General features: G+C 56.9%; 14 protein-coding genes. 2 read left to right on the top strand and 12 right to left on the bottom strand.

The window, feature by feature from the left end; translation table 11 throughout:
• The first annotated feature begins 240 nt into the window (after positions 1-240).
• Complete coding sequence (locus HMPREF1207_RS23085) at positions 241-1137, top strand: SDR family oxidoreductase (RefSeq protein WP_009675615.1); 897 nt, start codon at positions 241-243, stop codon at positions 1135-1137.
• A 79-nt stretch (positions 1138-1216) separates the two neighbouring features.
• On the opposite strand, the gene cysK is transcribed toward HMPREF1207_RS23085, so the two are convergent.
• The 5 genes from cysK to HMPREF1207_RS23060 form a co-directional block, all read right to left on the bottom strand.
• The gene (gene cysK, locus HMPREF1207_RS23080) at positions 1217-2152 is read right to left on the bottom strand and encodes a cysteine synthase A (protein WP_009675545.1); all 936 of its coding nucleotides are present in this window, start codon (positions 2150-2152) and stop codon (positions 1217-1219) included.
• Positions 2153-2256: 104 nt separating this feature from the next.
• Complete coding sequence (locus tag HMPREF1207_RS23075) at positions 2257-3030, bottom strand: ankyrin repeat domain-containing protein (RefSeq protein WP_016424005.1); 774 nt, start codon at positions 3028-3030, stop codon at positions 2257-2259.
• A 64-nt stretch (positions 3031-3094) separates the two neighbouring features.
• Positions 3095-4408: a hypothetical protein gene (locus HMPREF1207_RS23070; protein WP_009675635.1), complete on the bottom strand. Its 1314-nt coding sequence runs from the start codon at positions 4406-4408 to the stop codon at positions 3095-3097.
• A 107-nt stretch (positions 4409-4515) separates the two neighbouring features.
• Entirely contained in the window at positions 4516-5205 is a 690-nt protein-coding gene (locus HMPREF1207_RS23065; protein WP_009675548.1) for a response regulator transcription factor, read from the bottom strand.
• Entirely contained in the window at positions 5183-6694 is a 1512-nt protein-coding gene (locus HMPREF1207_RS23060) for a sensor histidine kinase (protein WP_009675507.1), read from the bottom strand. Before HMPREF1207_RS23060 ends, HMPREF1207_RS23065 begins: the two co-directional genes overlap by 23 nt.
• A gap of 281 nt (positions 6695-6975) precedes the next feature.
• Here HMPREF1207_RS23060 and HMPREF1207_RS23050 point away from each other — a divergent pair, with 281 nt between their 5' ends.
• Positions 6976-8871: a sensor histidine kinase gene (locus HMPREF1207_RS23050; RefSeq protein ID WP_009675542.1), complete on the top strand. Its 1896-nt coding sequence runs from the start codon at positions 6976-6978 to the stop codon at positions 8869-8871.
• 68 nt (positions 8872-8939) lie between these two features.
• Here HMPREF1207_RS23050 and HMPREF1207_RS23045 read toward each other — a convergent pair whose 3' ends face one another.
• From HMPREF1207_RS23045 to HMPREF1207_RS23015, 7 genes are all read right to left on the bottom strand, one after another.
• On the bottom strand, positions 8940-9692 hold the full coding sequence (locus HMPREF1207_RS23045) for a L,D-transpeptidase family protein (protein WP_009675617.1): 753 nt from the start codon (positions 9690-9692) through the stop codon (positions 8940-8942).
• Positions 9693-9696: 4 nt separating this feature from the next.
• Positions 9697-10878: a hypothetical protein gene (locus HMPREF1207_RS23040; protein WP_016424004.1), complete on the bottom strand. Its 1182-nt coding sequence runs from the start codon at positions 10876-10878 to the stop codon at positions 9697-9699.
• Between the two features lie 315 nt (positions 10879-11193).
• The gene (locus HMPREF1207_RS23035; protein WP_009675568.1) at positions 11194-13752 is read right to left on the bottom strand and encodes a glycoside hydrolase family 95 protein; all 2559 of its coding nucleotides are present in this window, start codon (positions 13750-13752) and stop codon (positions 11194-11196) included.
• Between the two features lie 303 nt (positions 13753-14055).
• Complete coding sequence (locus HMPREF1207_RS23030) at positions 14056-15984, bottom strand: cache domain-containing sensor histidine kinase (RefSeq protein WP_009675505.1); 1929 nt, start codon at positions 15982-15984, stop codon at positions 14056-14058.
• Positions 15985-15988: 4 nt separating this feature from the next.
• A complete protein-coding gene (locus HMPREF1207_RS23025) occupies positions 15989-17008 on the bottom strand; it encodes a response regulator transcription factor (RefSeq protein ID WP_009675622.1) in 1020 nt (339 codons plus the stop codon).
• 135 nt (positions 17009-17143) lie between these two features.
• Entirely contained in the window at positions 17144-18694 is a 1551-nt protein-coding gene (locus HMPREF1207_RS23020) for an extracellular solute-binding protein (RefSeq protein ID WP_009675499.1), read from the bottom strand.
• A gap of 113 nt (positions 18695-18807) precedes the next feature.
• On the bottom strand, positions 18808-19680 hold the full coding sequence (locus tag HMPREF1207_RS23015) for a carbohydrate ABC transporter permease (protein ID WP_009675512.1): 873 nt from the start codon (positions 19678-19680) through the stop codon (positions 18808-18810).
• Between the last annotated feature and the right edge of the window lie 2 nt (positions 19681-19682).

Genomic DNA, 19682 nt, shown 5'->3' with positions numbered 1-19682 from the left:
CGTCATTCCTCTTTTCTTCCCTGTTCGGCATCCCCGGCCATTCTCTTCCCTCAGCGGTTTTTCCCTATCGGCAGTTCTGAACGGTGCGGGACTTTTCGTTTAATTTACTATAGCAATTATGACAGGGGTTGTCATATATCCCCTCTTATACTGAGTACAGGATGCAGGTGGCTAATCGATCCGCTGCCTGCATAGACACAGCAATCCGCTATTAGTTGAGACCAAAAAGGAGAGATCGCGATGAAATCGAAATCACTGGAAGGAACGATCGCCGTAGTGGCAGGAGCGACGCGCGGCGTCGGACGAGGCATTGCAGCCATGCTCGGGGAGGCGGGAGCGACCGTGTACTGCACGGGCCGCAGTGTCCGGGGGAACCTCTCCAACATGGGGCGCAGCGAAACGATCGAGGAAACGGCCGAACTTGTGACCGCTAAAGGAGGGCGGGGAATCGTCGTCCGCGCGGACCACACGGCAGAAGAAGATGTGAAGGCGCTCTTCGAGCAGGTCAAACTGGAGCAGAACGGCAGGCTTGACCTCCTAGTGAACGATGTGTGGGGCGGAGATCCTTTGACCGAGTGGGGGAAAACGTTCTGGGAGCACTCGCTGCCGGACGGACTTCTCATTCAGGAGCGTGCGGTTCGTTCGCATATGCTCACCAGCTATTACGGAGCCCCTTTGCTGGCGTCCCGCAAGCAGGGCATGATTCTCGAAATCACCGACGGTTTCGATTACCGCTACCGGGGGAACCTGTATTACAGTCTGGCCAAAATTTCCGCCATTCATCTGGCCGAGGCGATGGCCGCGGATCTGCGGCCGCACGGAGTAACGGCGGCAGCCGTCACACCGGGTTTTCTCCGCTCGGAAGCGATGCTTGATCATTTCGGCGTAAAGGAAGAAAACTGGAGAGACGCCATCGCGCAGGAGCCTCATTACAGCGAGTCCGAAACGCCGTTCTATATCGGACGGGGAATCGCCGCACTCGCGGCCGATCCGGACAAATTCGCGAAGTCGGGCAAGGTGCTGACGAGCTGGGGATTGTCCGACGAGTACGGCTTCAGCGATGTCGACGGCAGAAGACCCCATTGGGGCCGGCATGCGGCGGAGCACGGCTTGTACGACGAGCGGCAGGACGCTTAAGACGCCAAATAAGGCAGCCACGATTTCGGTGGCTGCCTTAAAGTGTTTTATGCGGTTTGTTTGAGAGAGGAACCCCGCGCTACTCTTCCTGGAACAAATCGGTAGACAAGTAGCGTTCCCCGGTATCGGGCAGCAGGACGACAATCGTCTTGCCCTTGTTCTCCGGGCGCTCCGCCAGCACGGAAGCCGCATGAACGGCCGCTCCGGAAGAAATTCCGACGAGAAGACCTTCGTTTCTCGCAAGCAGACGGGCCGCCGTAAGTGCTTCCTCGTTTTTCACGGTCAGAATCTCGTCTACCACGGAGGAATCGAAGTTCCCCGGCACGAAGCCCGCGCCGATTCCCTGGATTTTGTGCATGCCTCTTTTCCCCCCGGACAGGACAGGCGAATCCGCCGGCTCCACGGCGACGATGTTCACCGCGGGATTTTTAGCTTTCAGCGCCTGCCCGACCCCGGAAACCGTTCCGCCCGTACCGACTCCGGCGACAAAAATATCGACGGCCCCGTCCGTATCCCGCCAGATTTCTTCGGCGGTCGTCCGGCGGTGTACGTCCGGATTCGCCGGATTCTCGAACTGCTGAGGAACGAAAGCGCCCGGGAGTTCGGCCGCAAGCTCCTCCGCCCTGCGGATCGCGCCTGACATCCCCTCTTCCGCCGGTGTCAGAACAAGCTCCGCGCCAAGCGCCGCAAGCAGTTTCCTGCGCTCGATGCTGAAGCTCTCCGGCAGTGTGATGATGAGCTTGTAGCCAAGGGCCGCGGCCGCGAAAGCAAGGCCGACGCCTGTATTGCCGCTCGTCGGCTCGATAATGACGGAATCCGGCCGGAGCAGCCCCTTCTCTTCCGCGTCTTTGATCATCGCGTATCCGATGCGGTCCTTTACGCTGCCCGCCGGATTAAAATATTCCAGCTTGGCCAGCAGCCGCGCCTCGACCTGCTGTTTTTTGGCGTAATTCACCAACTCCAGCAGCGGCGTGTTGCCGATCAACTGCGTCAAATTCGTTGCAATGTTTGCCATGGTCCTATCCCCCGTTTGAGATGCTTTATCCCTATCATGTTAGTCGGTTATCATTCTACGATACCACCAACGGAGGAAGATGACAAATGGGCGCAGCCTGCCTTTTACCGGCCTCCGGCCGCTTCCAGCATCGCGGCGATTGCCGTGAAATTCCGGGAAACGGCATGCCGGTATGCCGTGACACCGTCTCCGTCCGGCAGGTTGACATCCGCCCCATGCTCCAGCAGCAGACGGATAATCGACTGGTGAACTTCTCCTCCGTCACCGAGGATGACGGCTTCCAGAAGCGCCGTCCAGCCCAGGCGGTTCACATGATTCACGTCCACTTGGGTCCGGGTGAGCAGCTCCCGCACAATATCCGCATGCCCCCGTTCCGAAGCGGGAATGAGCGCCGTCCCCCCGTACCGGTTGGTGAGGGCGGGATCGGCACCGGCGGATATGGCCAGCCGCAGCAGCTCCATATCCCCTTCGGCGCCGGCATACAGGAACAGGTTATCCGAGCGGTCATTGCGGATATTCACATCCGCCCCTGCTTCGAGCAGAACGCGGACGGCATCCGGGTGCCGGTTGATCGCGGCCGCCATGACCGGAGTATTCCCATTGCTGTCCTGCGCATTTACACCGGCCCCTTCTCCGATCAGAGTCCGGACCTTCTCCGCATCACCTTTCGCAGCCGCCTCCAGCAGCTGCGTGTTTTTTTCACCGGGCATTTTCATTTTTCCAATCCCCTCCGTTTCTAGACCTTGCGATTCTTGATAAACCGGCGTTTGCGCCGTTCCCGGGTCCGGGCTGCCGGCCGTCCGGCATCCGGTCAGCGCCGCGGAGATCAGGACCGGGACGATCAGAACCGGGATGAAGCTATTGACCTGTTTGAACATCAGCAGCCGCCTCCTTAAACTCTATAGGCAAAAGACCTCCGCAGAGGTCTTTCGAAGCTTGCGTTTAACTGCTTTTCAAAGCATCGGTATTCAAACTGATCTTGCCCTGCTGGGTTGCCCACGCGCCGGACGCCGTGACAGTGTAAGCCTTGCCGGGACTCAGCTGCGAGCCCGCTGCCAGTTCGAACGTGCCGACCGCTCCTTTGCGGCTCGTCACCTTGTAGACGGCCGTCAGCTTCTTGCCGTCCTCGTCCGTCAGCTCTACGCTGCGGCCCGAGAACAGTTCGTCACGCGGGTCGGCCGCAAGCGTAATGTCGACAGAGGACGGGCTGACGGCTTTGGCGGACGCGATTACAAGCGGCGCCGCGGCACGGGCGGTGAAAGACGCTTCCGTCACGGTCGCCCAGTCGGCCGTAACGGTGTATTTTACGCCGGGAGTCAGCGTCTGTCCGGCCGGAAGGCGGAATTTGGGCGCCTGTCTGTCATCCGTGGCCTGCGTATACGGAACATATGCGGCGCGGATCGGCTGTCCGCCCTCCGGCGTGAGGGTAACGGACATATCGCGGAGAGAGGAAATGATGTCGTACGACTTTCCGCCGCTTGCGTTGCGGTCGTTCAGGTACATTTCCAGTCCGCCGCGCGTACCGAAGTACGACTCGACCACATAGCCGTAATCGACGATTCCGTCCTTGCGCAGCGATTCCAGCTCGAACGTATCTGCCGTCACCTGCCGAGCTGCCGCCAGTTTTACCGTATGGGCGGAGCCCGTAAACTTGCCTGCGGCTTTGCCTTTGTACGTCAGACTGTAAGTTTTGCCCGGCTGCTGAACGGTGACGGGAACCACATACGTGGAGCGGGCTCCGTTCTTAAGCTGCGGAACGTTGCGGATCGTCATCCCGTTGTCGAATTGAAAATTCGCTTTCGCTTTGTCCAAATTCACGTCGGCCGCCGTCAAGGGGGAGTCAAACGTGATTTCAAGCGTTGCGGCAGACAGCACCTTGATGTCCGTCACGGCCGCGTGCTCCGAAGGAATATGGGCGATCGCCTTAAATCCGAGACGCGCCGCCTCCCCGTTGCGGACACGCGCATCGGGCTCGTAGTTTTTCAGCCACTGCTGAATGACCAGCGGTTTCTTCTCCGTGAGCTGGGCGATCCGGCTGACGAGCTCCTGCTGGGTCAGCATCAGTCTTCCGCGGTCCGAAACGTGCCCCGCAGCGAAATCGTTACCGTTCATCCCCGGCGCCGGCGCAAGGTTCGTGATCCGCGAATCGGCCGGAGACTTGGCGGATTGAGCGGCAGCGGGAGCGGCATTCAAGGGAAGCAGGACCGAAGCGGCTACAGCCGAAACCGTCAGCAGTTGAAGTAAAGTTTTTTTCATAAAAGGTCCTCCTATAGGGTGAGTGATAAGTTCTTGATTTCATCCTACAGAACGAAACTAAACGGCCCGGAAACAAATTCGAAACTTTTTCTAAACAGCTCTTCCCGTCAGCCCGAAAACCGGTAGCCGACTCCCCAAATCGTCTCGATATATTCCGGCGCGGAAGGATCGGCCTCGATTTTCTCGCGGATACGCCTCACATGTACGGTTACCGTCGCGATGTCCCCCATCGAATCCATGCCCCATATTTTTTCGAAAATTTCCTCCTTGCGGAAAACCCGGTTGGGGTGCCGGGCGAGAAATAGCAGGAGATCGAACTCCCTGGCGGGAAGCGGCACTTCTTTCCCCCGGATATAAACCCGGCGCGATTCCGGCTCAATGGCCAGTTCACGGATGCGGATTTCTCCCGGCGCCGTCTCCTTCAGCCCCACCAGTCGTTCATAACGCGTCAAGTGCGCCTTCACGCGCGCAACCAGCTCGCCCGGACTGAACGGCTTCGTCATGTAATCGTCGGCGCCCATGCCCAGTCCGCGTATTTTATCGAACTCGTCTTTCCGGGCGGATACGATGAGAATAGGAACTTCCATGGCCGTACGGATTTGACGGCATACTTCGAAGCCGTCTTTTCCGGGAAGCATCAGATCCAGGACGATCAGATCGAAACCTTCCGTAAGCGCCTTGTGCAGCCCGTCGTCCCCCCGGGTTGAAATCTCGACCTGAAATCCGTGCAAATTCAAATAATCCCGGTGCAATTGGGCGATCGTCGCCTCGTCTTCAATGATCAGAATTTTTTTCATCGGTGTGATTTCCTTTCAGCAGCGGGAGCCGGATTACAATGCGTGTGCCTGTCTGCGGATGTCGCGTAGACGCGCCCTCCGAGGCATTCTCCGCGCAGATGCTTCCCCCGTGGTTGTCGACAATCTGTTTGGCGATGGCGAGTCCCAGTCCCTGGCCGCCCGACTCCCGGTTGCGGGACGTCTCGGCCCGGTAAAACCGGTCAAATACATGAGGCAGCGCCGCGGGATCGATCCCGGGACCGGTGTCGGTTATTTCAAGCACGGCCGCTGCCCCGTCCCGCCGGAGAACGAAAGCGATCGTTTTTTGCGGCCGCTCCATGAACTTCAGGCTGTTTCCGACTACGTTGTTCACGACCCTCTTCATGTGCATGGGGTCTATCCGGACGTGCAAAGGACCCGGAGAGTGTCCGCCCGTTTCCAGTCCGACGCCCTCTTTTTCCAGCTCGAAACGCAGTTCATACACCACGTCCGCGACAAAACGCGTCAGATCCACTTCCTGCAGGGCAAACGGAACTTTATTGAGATCCAGCCGGGAATAAAGAAACAGCTCCTCAATGAGATGATCCATCTCCTCCGCTTTGCTGTAAATGATATCCACATAGCTTTCCAGTTTGTCGGGCGTATCCGCCACCCCGTCCCGGATTCCTTCCACATAGCCGCGTATGGCGGACAAGGGCGTTTTCAAGTCGTGCGAGATGTTGGCGATCAGCTCCTTGCGGTTGCTTTCGTACTGCTTCTGCAGCTCCTCGGATTCCTGAAGCTTCCCCCTCATTTCCTCGAAAGCCGCCGAAACCTGCCCAATCTCGTCGTCGCCCGGTTGAATCCGGAACCGCAAGTCTCCCCGCTGGATACGCGCTGCCGAAGCGCGCAGCAGGTTGAGCGGCCGGATCATCCGCCTGGTGAGGAACAGATAGATGTAGATGTTCGAGCCGACGAGCAGCAGAAACAAAACCGACACGAACAAAGGCAGCAGCTTGCTCATCAGAACGGCGAACGGGCTGACCTCCCGGAACACGAACAGCCTTCCCTGTTCGCCATCCGCAAACCGGAAGTCGTATTTGGCGTAGCCGAAAAAGTTTTTCCCCGTCTGCAAAGTGCTTCTCATGTGCACGTTTTCCGCTTCGTACGGAGGCAGGACGGCTTCGGGTTGTATTTCCGCCAGAGCCGGTGAAATAAACGCGCTGCCGGACCCTTTGCGAATCAGAAGGGAAGCCTTGGCGACCTTCAGCTGAAAATCGTATTCTTTGTAGATGTCCGGTACAAGCAGTTCCTCCGGCTTCGTTTTGGCAAGATGCTTAAGATCGAGAAAAAGCGTCTCCTGTTCGGGCGTAAGCGGCTTCAACCGGAGATGGACGTTGTAAAAAGAAGATATGCCCCTCACATCCCCCGTTACGGCTGTCGTCACGATAAAAGCGGCCGCCGTGAAAAGCAGCACCGTGGCGACGAGCAGCAAAGTGAAAGAAGCAAGCAGGCGGGCACGGATGGACATGATTGTTTTTGCCTCCAGATGATTTAAATCGTGAAGATTTCCTACAGTCTACCAAGGAATTTTGCGGGGATCAAAATAAAATTTCTGTTCCAAGAGATCAAGTACTTCTTGATGTAATCAAGTTTCTTTTGATGAAAACGGTTTATTTTCTCGAAAAATTTCTAATTTTATGCTTTTTTATGTAAGGATTAGTCGAAAAATAAGCGATTTCAGGTAGACTTCCCACCCTTGCATCCTTTACTATGGGAGGTACAGGAATACTAGTTATAGGAGACATGCGAATGCAACATGAAGCTGGGAATTATGATGCGCTGCTGGTCATTCTCTCGATCCTGATGTCCATGACGACCTCCTGTACCGCGCTGGATATGGCGGACCGCCTGCTGCGCGGCGACCGCTCGTTCCGTAAAATGCTGCTGACCGCTGTCGTAACGGGCCTGGGCGTCTGGTCCATGCACTTCTTGGGCATGCTGGCCTTGAAGCTCCCTTTCGAAGTCCATTATCATCTGCCTTTGCTCACCGTCTCTTTAATGCTGCCCATTCTTGCGGTTTTCCTGTCGCTGCTAATCCTGGCTCCGGACCGGAAACTCGGAAAGCGATTTTTCACAGCCGTCGGCCTGCTGGCCGGGCTCGCCTTCGTTTCCATGCACTTCTCCGGCATTCTCGCCATGAAAATACCGGCCGTGTATCACCAGACGCCGGGCAGTCTGATCGTTTCGATCGCGCTGGCCCTGCTCGCCTCGTATCTTATGCTCGCTCTGGCGATCTATGCACGCGAGCTGCCTGCTTACAACCTGCTTTCGCCCTGGAAAACCGGGGGCGGCCTGCTGGTTGGGGGCCTCATTGCCGGCATGCATTACACCGCGATGGCAGGGGCTTCTTTTACGCCGTCCGACCACGAGCTTTCTCTTACAAGCAGCTCGATTATAGGCAATACGCTGCTGACCGTTCTTGTCGGTTGTACGGTCTTCTGCGTGCTTTTCTGGGTTGTGCTCATCCTGTACCGCGACCGGCAGAACGTGCTTACCGCCTCACGGTTCAACGAGCAGAGATATACCGCTCTGTTCGAGCATAGTCCCGATCTTGTCGTCTGCATGGATCCCGTCAAAAAGATGATCGTCAGCGCGAATCCGTCCGTGTTGGCCAACACGGGCTACACGCAAGCGGAGCTTATGGTTCTCTCCCTGCACGATCTTCTTTACTCCCGGGACGAGAAACTGAAAGTCATGACCGCCCTCGCGGAGGCGGCTCAAGGAAAGCCTTCGAAAATCGAATTGTCCATCCGCACGAAGCAGGGAGCGCGAAAATATCACCGCACCTCGGTTTTTCCGCTCGAACACAACCGGCAGTTGCTCGTTTATTTCGTATCCAAAGATATAACCGACAGGATCGTGGTCGAGCAAGAACTTCGGAAAGCTAAAGATTTGGCTGAAAGCGCTGTCAAAACGAAAAGCGAGTTCCTCGACACGATGAGCCACGAGATCCGGACGCCGCTGACCGGCATTATCGGGATTAACCAGCTGCTGGCGGAGTCCGCGGAGTCCGCTGACGATCAGGAGCTGCTGGCGCTTCAGGCCAAAAGCTCGCAAGCGCTCCTGAGGGTCATCAACGACATTCTGGAGCTGTCCAAAATGGAAGCCGGACGCATTTCGCTTCATCAGGAGCCGTTTCAGCTTCGCGAGCTTATCCAAGAATGCCTCGATTTCTTTGCGATTATTATCCGCAACAAGGAGCTCGCCATGGACACGTCCATAGACCCCGGCGTGCCGGAAACTCTCGTCGGCGATTACGGCCGTGTTCGCCAGATTCTCGTAAACTTGATCGGCAACGCCGTTAAATTTACGGATCAGGGCCTTATCTCTCTCGAAGTCCGGCTCTCGGAACGCGGCGATGAAGGATGCCTCCTCGAATTCGCCGTCAGCGATACCGGTATCGGTATCGACTGCAGCAAGCTGGACCGGCTGTTTCAGCCTTTCACCCAACTGGACGGGGCATCGAACCGTAAATATGAGGGGACGGGCCTGGGGCTCGCCATCTGCCGCAAGCTCGTTACGCTCATGCAGGGCCGGATTTGGGCTGTTCCGGGCCGGAGTGTGGGGACGGAATTCCGGTTTACGATCCGGCTGCGGGAGCTCCGCCATTTTATGGACGAAGGAGACGGCCAGGAAGCCGGGTAATCCCTATCCGGGACACTCGCCCGCTTAAAAAAGAAACCTCCAATCCTGACGGGTTGGAGGTTTCTTTTTTATTCCATCAGGCCGAGCTTCTCATAGACGCTCACGGACACGACGCCATCCGCTCTCAGCCCGTGGTCCCGCTGGAACCTCCGCACCGCTTCGGCCGTCGAGGCAAGAAACTTCCCGTTGCAGACTCCGCTGTAATAGCCGGCGCTTGTCAGCCGATTCTGGATGAGCTGGACATCCGCTCCTATCGCCCCTTGGGCAAGCTTCCTCGGCTCATGGCCGGGATCGCCCAGAACGTGCCCCGCGATGGTCACCTTCGTCCCCACCGGAATCAGGTCGTAGAGCTCCTCCACGTCTCGGTTTCTCATCCGGATGCAGCCGTGGCTTAAATGCCTGCCGATGGAATACGGCTTGTTCGTTCCATGGATGCCGTACGCTCCCCACGGAACATTCAGGCCCAGCCAGCGCGGTCCGAAAGAAGGCCCCCAGTCTTTTCCTTTATAAATCACCTGATATTCGCCGACCGGCGTAGGCGTTGACAAGTTTCCGACCGCAACCGGGTATGTCTTGAAATGTTTCTTGTCTTTGAATACGACAAGCTTGTGACGGAGAGGGTACACCTCGATCGAATAAGGCCCCTGGTCCGCAACGATAGGAATAGAGGGTTCCGTCCCGCCTCCCGGAACCGGTGCGCCTTCCGCCGCGGCATTTCCCGGCAGCAGAACATTCAGCAGGCATACAGCGGTCAGAGCGATTCCCTTTAACTTCAAAAACGTTTGTCTTTTGTTCATGTTGATCCCCGCGCCCGCATTCATTTTTTTACCGGCTTTTCCTTCCGTCTTCGGTACGTTTCCCCGGACGGCCGGGCTCCGGATACTCGAACTGTGTCAGTTCCCATGGATCGTACAATGAAGCTCGGGTGAAAGCGAAGCGGCAAATCGCTTTGCGCGGACGTTTCCCCGCTTCTTCGAAAGCAAGTTCAACCGGAAGTTCAAAACCATACTCCTGTTCCGCTTTACGCGCTTCTTCCGGCTTCCATTCCGTCAATCTGCGTACGGATACGAAAAACCGGCTGTCTTTCTTCAGCTCTTCCAGCCGTTCCCGGTTATGCGGACGGCCGAGAAGCTCCAGCATCGCGTCATCGTGCTGGTCAAAAGCCGTGACAACCAGATCGGCCAGCTCCTGAGGCGAAGCCTTCCCGACAAAACCGCTCGCCTTGCCTGCGGCTCTGTGAGCCATAAACTGGTGAGCGGTGTCTTTGGACCGGGATTTATGGGTCGTGCTGCCCGCAAAATGGATGCAGGAATGCCCGCTGAACCCGTTCTCCGGGATGCCGTCTCCCCCATGCGGCATTCCGTTCATGGAAGCGGCATAGCTGTGCCCGTCGTAACGGACGAGAACGGCCCTGCGGTTCCAGCTCCATTTGCCCCCGTAGATCGACTTCATGACCGCCGTATCCTTCTTCGTAAGCGGTTGAACGTCCGCATGCTGCCGTCCGGCTCTGCGCTGAACCCGGAACGAACGTCCGGTTTCCAGATCGAGCACCTCGAATTTGGCCTGACGGGGGACGGCTTTCTGAGCGTCGTTCCAGGAAATAAGCTCTCCGTAATGCTTGCGGTGGAGAACCTTGATTTGCTTCACAAGTTCCCTTCTAAGCGGCTCGCCCGGCCGGATCACTTCGTGCCCCAATGAATCGTAGAACTCCCCCATGGCGCTGACCGGGTAGATGCGTTCTCCCCCTGCTTCCCTCACCTTCATAAACGTATCCGTATACGGGAAAGATTCCGCCTTTCTGCGTACGCTTTGGCCGAAAAGTTTGCGCACGCTCAGCGTAACCCCGGTTTCGCTCCGGTAAACCGCATCCGGCGTCGTCTGTACGGAAAGTACAACGCTCCCGCGGTCTCCGGCCTCTACAGCTTGCTGCATGTATGCCGCTTCGGGACGAAGTAAGATTCCCCAGACGGCAAGGAGCAAAAAGACACGCCGTTTCCCTTTTCCCATTCCGGTTTTTCACCCCGCTTGACTTTTTCGGTCTTTTTTAATCCCTTCAGTTCCTGGCCTTCCTTCCTTGTTAGTTTTCGCCGAAGTTCCAAAAACATGTGAGGCACCTGTAAATTTTGTTCCGGGTTACCGGGACCTGCTTGATAAAAACCGAAAACTTACGGGGGAACGGAAATTGGTTTGGCTTGTAAAAATGCCGCCGAGCCGCATCACGATCTAACGATCTGGAAGAGACCGGGAAAACGATGAAAAAAGGCGTTTCTCCTTGGGAGAAGCGCCTTTTCCGTGTATGTTGCGCGGTTTGTCCGGCAGCGTTCAAAGCCGGATCTCCACAACCGCATGAGCTTTGTGTTCGATGTCCATCACATAGAGTCCGCAAGGCTCGGAAAAACCGCTTTTTCCCGCCGCTTTCTTGCCATCCAGGCAAGTGGTAAACGGCAGCTTATACCCGATACGCAAGGTTCCGGCGACCGAGGCGGTAACACGTCCTGCGGTCAACAGGCCCCGTTCCCATTCCAAACCCGCCTCATACCCTCCTCGGGCGCGCAGCCCTTTGACGCGGCCGCTCGGCCAGGCCGATGGCAGAGCGGGAAGCAGATCCAGCATCCCTTCCTGAGACTGGAGCAGCATTTCGGCTGCCGCGGACGTTCCTCCCAGGTTCCCGTCGATCTGAAACGGAGGATGCTCCGTAAACAAGTTGGGATCGGCCGCGTGCCGAAGCAGAGCTGTCAGGTGCCGATGAGCTTCATCGCCTTCCCTCAGCCTTGCCCAGTAATGGGCGATCCACACGCGGCTCCAGCCGGTATGGCCGCTGCCGCCCGCCAGCCGCCGCTCCAGCGTTACTCTGGCCGCTTCGGCCAGGGCCGGCGTGCGGACCGGCGAAATAAGCTCGCCCGGGAACAGGCCGAACAGGTGCGAGATATGCCGGTGGCCCGGGTCCGCCTCCTCTTCGTCGCCGAGCCATTCGAGCAGCTGCCCGTGCCTGCCCGCCGCCGGCTGCGGCAGACGGGACTCGGCCGCCGTCAGCCGCTCCAGCCACTCGGCTTCGGCGGGCAGAGCGGCGTACCCGCGGACGGCCGCAGGTCCGCCGGAGGGGGCTTTGGCGCCGATGACTCCGGCCTCCGCGGAGCCCGCAGGGCCTTCGGCGCTGCCCGAAGGGGGCGGCTCCGGCTGGGCGGCGCCCGGCGCTTCGCGTTCACCCGCGTAAGGCGCCGTGCCCGCCGATGGTCCCGGGAAGGCTGCCGGGCCGCAAGCGCCGCCGTCGATGCGGCCCGGTTCCGGCTGATCCGCGCCCCCTGCTCCCCGCTCGCACGCCAGCACGGCCGCCGCTTCGCGGACGGCCCCGAAAAGCGTGCGCGCGAGCTGGATATCCATGGCCGGAGCCATGCACAGATAGCCGCTTTTGCCGCCGGGAAGCACATATTTGTTCTCCGGCGATACGGAAGGACCCGTGAGCAGTCCGCCCTTGCCGTCCTCCGTCATATAATCGAGCAGAAACAACGCGGCTTCCTTCATGACGGGATACGCCCTGCGGTCAAGAAAGTGTCTATCCCCGCCGAACCGGTAATGCTCCCACAAATGTAGCGCAAGCCACACCCCGCCCATCGGCCAGACAGCCGCCCTCGGAAGCATCCCGTTGATGCCGCTTTCCGCCCACAAGTTCGAATTATGGTGCGCCACAAACCCCCTGCACCCGTAAAGCTTCCGGGCGGTCTCCCTTCCGTTTGCGACCAGCCTGTCGATAAAATCGAACAGCGGTTCATGACATTCGCGCAAATTGCACACTTCCGCCGGCCAATAATTCATCTGCAGGTTAATGTTCAGCGTATAATTGCACTCCCACGGAGGCTGGTAATCCGCATTCCAGATTCCCTGAAGGTTGGCCGGAAGCGTGCCGGGCCGTGAACTGGCCAGAAGCAGATAGCGTCCGTATTGAAAAAACAGCGCAAGAAGCTCCGGGTCTTCCCCTCCTTCGCGGACGCGATCAAGCCGCTCGTCCGTGGGAAGAAGCCGGATATCTGCGCCCGGCGTACCCAGCTCCAGGCTCATCCGCGCAAACAGGGGCATATAGTCGGCCCCGTGCTCCGCTTTGACCGCTTCGTAGCCCTTTCGCCGGGCCTCCTCGACCTGCCGCCGGCAAGCGGCCGCGGGATCCTCGTGGCGGAAGCTCGTCTGCGCGGCGACATAGATCGTCGCCTCGGCGGCTCCCGCCACATGGACGAAGTCGCCGATCGTGCGGACCGTGCCGCCTTCGGGGCTCACGCTCGCAAGCGCGGCATACCGGACGCCGTCCGGTCCGCAGCGGCCCTGCATCAGCACCGCGTGCGGGCCGTCGGGCGCCGCTCCTTCGTCGAAGGGACGCCGCCCCAGGTGAAACCGGAAGGTCAGTCCTTCCGGGTGAGCGGTTGTGAGGCGGCAGGCCAATACCCCCGCCGGGGCGCTTGCGAACAGCTCCCGGGTGCAGCTTGCGCCTTGCCATGCGTACTCGACGCGGCACAGGCCCGTCGCCAGATCCAGCTCCCGGCGGTAAGTCCCCGCATCCGGTTCATGCTCCGCGAACCAGATGCGCAGGTCTCCCAGCGGCTGATACGGACCGGCATATTTCGGAATCGGGGTCAGCCCCATATGCGCCAGCTCCTGCGCCTCGGTCACGCGGCCCTCCAGGAGCAGCCTTCTGATCTCGAGCAGAGCAGCGGCGGCCTCCGGATTCGTACGGTCTTTGGGACCGCCGTACCATAAGCTCTCCTCGTTAAGCGAGATCAATTCTTCCTCCACGCGGCCGAAAATCATGGCGCCCAGCCTGCCGTTTCCGACCGGCAGCGCTTCGGTCCATGCTTGGGCCGGCTTGATGTACCAGAGTTTGTTAGCGGACATGGCCTGCCTCCTTTACAGGTTCGCCGGGTCGCAACAAAATTACGAGACGCCCGCCTGTTTGTTATTTGCCCATCCATGTGACGTGCACGTGTTCCTTTCACGCGGTGTCACGCTATGTTCTCTTGTTTCGCTCTTCATGTTTCGTACTTCATGTTTTTGTACTTTATGTTCCGTACTGTTTCGCACTTTATGTTTCGTACTGTTTCGCTCTTCATGTTTCGTACTGTTTCGCACTGTTTCATACTTCATGTTTCTTCATGTTCCGTCCTGCATCTTTCGTTCTACACGATCCGATCCTGCCGTTTACTCCGTTCTTCCGGTTCCTTCTTTCTCCCTCGGTTCGTAGCGCCCGCCGCTCCGGGGTTCCGGCAATTCACAACGGCTTTCGTCCGGGCTTTCGTTGGCAGGCTTCGAGACCGGCATGATCATCGTCATCTTCGTCCCGATGCCCGCCTCGCTTTCGACACGAAGACCGAATTCCGCTCCGAATACAAGCTGTATCCGCCGGTGCACGTTCAACACACCGATCCCGCCCCGTCCGCTTTCTTCCAGAGCAGCCGGATCGCGTTCGTCCGTCAATCGCTGCGTTTGCAGCGTGGCTTGAAGATTCTCCAGCGTCTCCCAGGTCATCCCGGTCCCGTTGTCCTCCACCGAGATCCAGAATCTCCCGCTTTCTTCACCGGCATCGATCCGGATCCAGTGATGATCCTCCAGACCGTCCGGAAAAGCATGCTGGAACACATTCTCGATCAGCGGCTGCAGGGTGAGCCGGACCATTTTCTTGAGCAGAAACTGCGGCGGAACCGCAACATCCAGCTCGAATTCCCGGTCGTGCCGGTGCTTCAAAATAAGCATGTAGTTCAGCACATGATTCAGCTCGTTGGCGACGGTAATTTCCTCCAGGTTCGTCTGAACCGAATAGCGCAGCATATAGGCCATCGATTTGACGATTTCCGAAATTTCCTCGGAATCCTGCACGACGGCATAGCACACAATCGTTTCCAGCGTGTTGTACAGGAAATGGGGATTGATCTGCAGCTGAAGCGCCTGAAATTCGGCCTGCTGGCGTTCAAGCTGGGTTTTCTGCTGCTTGAGTTCGCCTTCATAGACCTGCTCCACCAGCTCCGACAAGCGCCCTACCATCAGGTTGTAGCGCTGCATAAGTTCCGTGATCTCGTCCCGCCGGTTTGGCAGCGGCACCGTGGACCATTTGCCCTGCTCCGTCTGCCGCATGCCCTGAATGAGCACAAGAATCGGCCGGGTGATCGAGCGGCCGAACCGGTACGCGAGCGCGACCGCGATAGCCAGCGTAAACAAGCCGATGAGAATCGTCGTCGTACGGATGGCCGTCACCGGCTTTTTCAGCTCGCTCAGCGGCATCGAAACGACGAGATTCCAACCGGAGTACGACGATTTGCGGCTCATGTAAAGCCGTGCCTCCCCGTCCGGCCCTTCATGCTCGAAGGAACCCGTCTCTCCGGAACGGACAATGCGGGGCAGCAGCTCCGGCAGCGCCTGCGGACCGATTCCGTCCTTCGACGGCTGATAAATCATCTCGCCTTTGTCATTGACGATGAAGAAATAGCCGCCTTCGCCCAGATCGATCCCTTTCCAAAGCATGGAAAGATCGTTCGAACGGATCTCGACGGCCAGAATTCCTTTGTAGTCCGCCGACTGCAGCCCTTTAATCTGCCGGGACAGCCGGATTACGCTGCCGTTCATGGCCGGAAGAATGCTGTCCGTCGTAATGCTCAGCGTTCCGTCCGGTTCCGTGACGCTCTTCAGCCGCTCCATCTGGCTGAGCGTTTGTTCCCGGGGATAGGTTCCCTCCGCCTGATCGTTGCTGTAGCCGTAGATGCCGTTGCCCGCAAAGCTTATCGCGTACATGGACACAATCTCCGGGTTACGGATAAAGATCGGCTGCAGCGCCGTTTCCCGGATCGTGCTCCAGAACTTGTAATAGTCGTAGGGCTCCGGGACCGGAGGAAGATCGACGAATTTTTTGATGTCCCGGTTCGTCAGCAGCGAAATCGTCAGCCGGTCGTAGCTCTTCACATACACATCCGTATGATGGAGCGCATTGGTTAAAATCTGATTCATATGAAGCCGGTTTTGTTTATCCAGCTCATCGGACGCCTTTTTATACGTAAAGATCCCGACAGAAGTCAAGGTGATCAAAATTATCGCGAGCAAGTAGAGAAAAATTTTGCGGGAAAGATTCCATTTAATCATTTAATCATTTAATCCCCAGCTGCTGCCGGTACTCCGAAGGGGAATAGCCGGTCGTTTTCTTGAACATTTTCGTAAAATGCGGATAGTCTTCGTACCCGACTTTGGCGGCCACATCGACGATGCGGATATGCGGGATCGCCAGAAGCTGCTGCGCCTTCTCCATGCGCTTCTTGATCCGGTATTTCACAAACGTTTCATTGGTCATTTTCTTGAACATGGAGCTGAAATAGGTCGGAGTGAAGCCGGCCATCTCGGCCACCTCGTCGAGCGTAATCTCCTCCGCCAGATGCGTGTCTATATAAGTCTTCACTTCGTCGAGCAGATTTTTGTAGGTGCCGCTGCGTTGTTGAAGCAGCTTCTCCATGATGTCCTCCAGCCGGGCTTGCATCTGCTCGAAGATCTGTTCCTTGGATACGCACCGCTTGTCTTCCCATTCGTTCTTGACCGGAAGGCCCCGGGCCTGAAGCCTCTTGAGAAGCAGTGCCATGCATTCCTTGATCAGCTGCCGGAGCTGGAGCATGTTCATTCCGCTGGACAGACAGTTCTGCCTCCACTCCCCGATCAGCGTTCGCAGCCTGTCCTCTTCAAGATTCCAGACCAGTTGTTCCATCTGTTCGATCACATCCACGCAATCCGACAACGCCACGAACCCTTTGACCCGGTTTTTCATAAAATCGGCCAGGACCTCATGAAGATCCGGCGCCGTCACCGGCTTCAGCAAATAATGCTTCACCCCGTAGAACAAGCATTTCTGGGCGTAGGAGAAATCGCCGAAACCTGAAATCACGATACACGGAATGTGGCTGTACTGCTCGTGAATAATCCGGCACAGCTCCAGCCCGTCCATCTTCGGCATCCGGATATCGGTAAACACCAGGTCGATTTCGTGCTCCCGGATGATTTCGAGTGCGGCGACGCCGCTCGCGGCCGTGTGAATGCCGGCGAATTCGAACGGATAAAGCTCCGCCATTTTTACGAGGCCTTTGCGAATAATCGGCTCATCGTCGACGATCAACAAATGCATGGTAACAGCTCCCCCGTCCCGAAGTATGTGCTTTTGCAAAAAAAGGGGGCCTCCCCGACAACGTCTGCAAGGGAGGCGAACCTTTTGGGCAGCCAAAATTAAAACGCTTTCATTTCAGCTTTAGTTTAGCTTTGTTTAACGGGCGCGGTCAACCACGCCTTCTTTTTTGTTGTACCGTTCCGTAGCTTCCTTAATGATTTCTTTGCCTCCCTTGGCTTTGTACTCTTCAATCACTTTGGGCCAGTCGGAGATCGGACGTTTGCCGTAAATCATCTGAATCATCTGGTCCAGAATGAATTTGGGACCCGTATCCCCGCCGGAAGCCAGATCCGGGTATTTCGTAAAGGAAGCCAGACTCGTCGTAAACGTAATGCCGCCTACGCCTTCCTTGGACAGCACGTTATCGAACGCTTCTACCATATCCTTGCCGTCCTCCGTCAATTCGGAGAGCTTCTTGTTGTAGGTCAGGTCGTGAACCATCCATAACGTCGTCTGGCGGTAGTTCGCCTCGTCGATTTCTTCCTTCGTCTTCGGCTGCTTGTAGTTGATTTTGCCGTTCTCCTTCGTATACGTTTCGCCTTCGATCCCGAAGGTGAAGAACTCTTCCGCTTCTTCGGTACTCATCCAGTCGAAGAATTGGATAATCTTCTTGGCTTTTTCCTTGTCCACCTTGCTGTTGATATACTTTGCCGTAGAAATATACCCGTACACCCCGTGTCCGCCCTTGCCTTCGGGACCTTTGGGGGAGGGGACGATATCCACTTTGCCGTCCTTCACCGCATCCTTGATCTTGCCCCGGAAATTCAGCAGAGCCTCGCCGTTCGCCGACCAGATGCCGGATTTGCCGGCCGCGATATTTTTGTTATAGTCGGTTTGGGAAACGGTTGCAAAATCTTTCGGAATGAGTCCTTCCTCATACATCGTTTTGTACGTTTGGAGGGCTTTCGTCATATTGTCCACATCGAAAAACTTCGGCACGACTTCGCCGTTCATCAGCTCGAACTGATACGGCATGACATCGTAAGCGCCCAGGAACGTGTCCGCATATTTGAACTGCTCGCGGATCTGGTACGGGTTTTCGACGCCCATCTTCTTGAACGCCCGCAGAACGTCCAGATATTCTTCGACTGTGACAGGCTGTTTCAAGCTCGCTTTCTCCAGCAGATCCGTCCGGATAAAGGTCGCCCGTCTCGACGGGTTGGTCAGCCAGCCGGGGATGCCGTAAATTTTGCCGTCGTACGACGTTTCTTCCCAGGCTTCCTTCGGAACCAGCTTCATCAGATTCGGCGCGTTTTCCTTAAGCAGATCGTCCAGCGGCATGAATACGCCGGCTTCCACCGACCCGGACATAGAGGAGGTTGTCGGGCCTCCGCGCAAATTGCTGACGACGTCCGGGATGTCGTTGCCCGCGAACATCAGGCTCATTTTTTGATCGAATTCTTTGTGAGAAAGCGGTTTCAAATCCAGGTCTGTGTTAGTGCGTTTTTCCAGTTCCAGCACCCATTTGTCTTTGTTGATATCGGATGCGGATTCCAGATAGGCATTGCCTCCCGTAGAGAAGGAAACGGAGAATTTAACGGGACCCGCGCCCGCCGCGCCTTCTTTTGCCGGTTCCTTGGAATTGCAGCCTGCAAGCGTCCCCGTAGTGAGAACTGCCGCGAGAAGTACACCCAAGCCTTTTTTCATCGAGAATCCTTCCTTTCATTCTCTTCCTCGTTATGCGACCCCTGGTACACTTTCATGATAAGGGCTGAAGATTTTTACGGGTATTGGGATTCTTATTTTGGCATTGTGTTCTTTTATGATTTAATCGACCCGATAAGCATACCTTTAATGAAGTATTTCTGCAAAAAAGGATAGATCAACAGGATCGGAACTGTCGCCACGACGATCACGGCCATTTTGATGCCTTCGGGCGAAATGTTAAGCGTATTTTCGAAGGTGGACGTCATCTCGCCGAAATTGTCCGTAATGACGATTTCTCTAAGCCTGACCTGCAGCGGAAACAGATTCCGGTTGTTGATATAATACAAGGCATTGGAGTACGAATTCCAGTGAGCCACCGCGTAGAACAAGCCCATCGTCGCCATAACCGGCTTCGACAGAGGCAGCACGATGCTCCAGATCAGCCGCATTTCGCCGCAGCCGTCAATCCTCCCGGAATCGACAAGCTCACCGGGCAGCCCGGAGAAGAACGAGCGCATGATAAACAAATTGTAGGCGCTGATCATGCCGGGAATAATGAGCGACCAGACCGTGTCCAGCAGCCCCAGATTTTTAATCAGCAGGTAGTTCGGAATAAGCGGCGCGCTGAAAATAAACGTCACGAGCACCATGAGCAGCAAATACCGGCGCCCGATGTATTCCGGACGGGACAGCGGGTAAGCCAGCGAGGTCGTTGCGATTAAGTTAATAAACGTGCCGACGACCGTCACGAACACCGAAACGAGAAAGCCCTGCCACACGGAACTGTCGCTGAGCACGAACGCGAAGTTGGAGAGGGTAAACTCCACCGGGAAAACGGACACCCTGCCCTGATTCAGCGCCAGCTCGCTGCTGAACGACTTCGCCAGCACGTGGACGATCGGAAGGATCATGCAAAGCCCCACCATGGTCAGCAGCACATAGTTGAATCCCTGGAAAGAGCGCTCTCCCCTGCTTTCTTTGATCATAA

Origin of the sequence: Paenibacillus sp. HGH0039 (genome assembly GCF_000411255.1) — a bacterium.
Classification (GTDB): domain Bacteria; phylum Bacillota; class Bacilli; order Paenibacillales; family NBRC-103111; genus Paenibacillus_F.
The sequence above is the reverse complement of the archived record's forward strand: the minus strand, read 5'-3'. Positions and strand labels throughout refer to the sequence as shown.